General features: G+C 47.6%; 5 protein-coding genes. All 5 read left to right on the plus strand.

Annotated elements, in window-relative coordinates; genetic code table 11:
• Window positions 1–521: glycerol dehydratase reactivase beta/small subunit family protein (locus tag AC29Z1_RS15985; protein WP_488272449.1), on the plus strand; the 521-nt coding region annotated here is incomplete at its 5' end.
• Between the two features lie 4 nt (window positions 522–525).
• The gene (locus AC29Z1_RS15990; RefSeq protein WP_488272450.1) at window positions 526–1,134 is read left to right on the plus strand and encodes a BMC domain-containing protein; all 609 of its coding nucleotides are present in this window, start codon (window positions 526–528) and stop codon (window positions 1,132–1,134) included.
• A gap of 2 nt (window positions 1,135–1,136) precedes the next feature.
• Window positions 1,137–1,415: an ethanolamine utilization microcompartment protein EutM gene (eutM, locus tag AC29Z1_RS15995; RefSeq protein WP_488272451.1), complete on the plus strand. Its 279-nt coding sequence runs from the start codon at window positions 1,137–1,139 to the stop codon at window positions 1,413–1,415.
• A gap of 42 nt (window positions 1,416–1,457) precedes the next feature.
• Complete coding sequence (pduL, locus tag AC29Z1_RS16000) at window positions 1,458–2,105, plus strand: phosphate propanoyltransferase (protein ID WP_488272452.1); 648 nt, start codon at window positions 1,458–1,460, stop codon at window positions 2,103–2,105.
• 12 nt (window positions 2,106–2,117) lie between these two features.
• Window positions 2,118–2,837 (plus strand): flavoprotein (locus tag AC29Z1_RS16005; RefSeq protein ID WP_488272453.1); only part of this gene is annotated, 720 nt, incomplete at its 3' end.

Genomic DNA, 2,837 nt, shown 5'->3' on the forward strand with positions numbered 1-2,837 from the left:
TAAACAAACCCAGCATAATGATTTGTGTCTATCCGGATTTCGACTGTGAAGCTAAGCTGCGGGAAATTAAGGCCGGCATGGAAGAAGAAGGAGTACCCTATTCATTGGTTAGCGGTGCTCCGGCAGATGCAGTAACCCTTGCTTATATGGGGGCCAAAAACTCGCCGCTCGGGGTAGGAATCGGTATCAGTCCTGATGGCCTGTGTGTGCATTACTATAAAATGCCAGAAAGTCAGCCGCTGTTTATACTGGAGGGGGAAAGCTCGCTGGCAGCATGGCGTACTTTGGGTTACAATGCAGCGCGCCTGGTAAAAGGGTTGCCGTTTAAAGAAAACATGCCTGATGAGCAAGCCGTAGACGAAATAGCAGTTCATGTTGGCTGTGAACCAAGGGAAATCAACAAAGATAACGCAAGTATCGATAAATATGACCTTAACAAGGATATAGCAGAGCTTTATACAGCTGTTCGTGAAATTGTCCTAAAAATATTACAGGAAAATGGCAAGGCCATGGGGAGGTGAATACATGGTAAAAAACGCCTTAGGACTGATTGAAACCGTAGGTTTGGCTGCTGGTATACAAGCGGCTGATGCGGCAGTTAAAGCCGCTAATGTTGAACTTATTGGCTATGAACTTTCCAAAGGTGGCGGCATGGTGGTTATCAAACTTGAAGGTGATGTAGGGGCTGTCAAAGCGGCGGTGGATGCAGGTTCAGCCGCTGCAGCCAAAATTAATAAAGTGGTTGCCAAACATGTTATACCCCGTCCGCACAATGAAGTACATTCCATTGTACTTACCAAAGACACGGTAGGGTATATACTGGCGCAACCAGCGCCGACAGATACCCTTTCTGGAGATAACATAGCTGCGTCGGGGGCGGAAAATTCTTCCCCGCCGGCAGGAGTAGCTGCTGAAAATAGCAACAAAAGCATGCAAGCTGACGCTCCTCAAGAATCTGCTGCAGTACCAGCACAAACACCACAGCAAGCAGCCAAGCAAACAGCGGCAAATTTTGCGGTACAGAACTCGGCAGAAGTATGCAACTTATGCGGTGATCCTGCGTGCACAAGGAAAAAAGGCGATCCTAGAGTTACTTGCATTCATTATGACAAAAACAACAAGGAGGATGAATAACTATGCGTGGAGAGGCATTAGGAATGGTAGAAACCAAAGGTTTGGTAGGGGCTATTGAGGCTGCGGATGCTATGGTAAAAGCCGCTAACGTAACTTTGGTTGGTTATGAAAAAATTGGCTCAGGTTTGGTAACTGTGATGGTTCGTGGTGACGTAGGGGCGGTAAAAGCTGCTACTGACAGTGGTGCAGCTGCGGCTCAACGGGTAGGGGAATTGGTATCTGTTCATGTGATTCCCCGTCCTCACACCGATATTGAAAAAATACTGCCCCAAGCGGAGTAAGAGCGCGTAGCATGTTAACAATGGCAATCCGGGGGTGAGATGATGGAGCAGAAAATAATCGAAGAAATCGTAAGACAAGTATTGGCTTCCCTGCCTGCATTACAGCAAGTCAAAAACGCTGAGCAAGGTATACCGGTAGGTGTATCCAACCGCCACATCCACCTGTCTGCCGAGCATCTCGAAATACTGTTTGGCAACGGCTATGCCTTAACTAAAGACAAAGATCTTAGACAAGTAGGCGAGTATGCTGCCAAAGAGACAGTGACTTTGGTTGGGCCTAAAGGGGTTATACGTAATGTAAGAGTGTTAGGGCCGGTGCGTACCTTTACGCAAGTGGAAATTTCCCGTACCGATGGATTTAGTTTAGGAGTAGTGCCGCCGCTAAGAGACTCAGGCCAACTTGAGGGGTCACCCGGCATTGTTGTCGTTGGTCCTAATGGTGCGGTTACACTTACGCAAGGAGTTATTTGCGCTGCCCGGCATATACACATGAATGAAGCGGATGCCAAAGCCTTTCAAGTAGCCGATGGCGACCGGGTAACAGTTAGGGTGCAAGGCCCCCGGGGCGGAACCTTTGATAATGTGCTTGTTCGGGTAAAGCCGGATTTCCGGCTGGAATTTCACATTGACACAGATGAAGCCAATGCCGCAGAGCTTAAAAATGGCGATATGGTTACACTGTGCAAGTAGGAGAGAGCTAAAGTGGATACTGAAAAACTTGTGGAGGTAATTACCGCTGAGGTACTACGGCGGCTCGGTCAGGCAGATTATCAGATGCCGGCACAGTCAAGAGAACCAGTTTATAAAGCATTGGCCATTTTTACGGGGGGAACCATTGGACTAGAGGTTGGCCTGGATGAATTAAAAAAATTACAAGACAGCGGCATGCACATTACGGTTGTGCTTTCACAAGCAGCCGAAACCATTATCGGCGAAAACTGGATCAAAGAGAAACTGGGGAATTGTACACAAATTGTTACTACCCAGTCTCCTTATCCAGGAAAGTATTTGCGTCTTGCAGATGTGGTTTTGGTGCCTGTACTAACCCAAAATACAGCAGCCAAATTGGCACATACTCTGGCTGATAACCTAGTTTGTACCGTGCTGCTTCAAGCTTTGATGCTGGGTAAGCCCGTAATTGCAGCAAAAAATGCTGCCGATCCGCAAGATAGTTGGCGAATGCAAAAAAATATGGCAAATGCAACGCCGGCATTGCGAGAAGCGTTGATCGCCAATCTAAAAAAAATAGAAAGCTTTGGTGTGCAGCTTACACCGGTAGAGCGGTTGGCTGCAGCAGCCAGAGAAGTACTCGGACAGGAAAGACTGCCGGTTTTATCGAGCACTGGAGTGAAGCCAGCCAAAAAACAAATTCTTGATGCACAAGCGGTAAGGGCTGCTATCCAAAGCGGACAAAAAAGCATT

Source organism: Sporomusa sp., assembly GCF_057736855.1.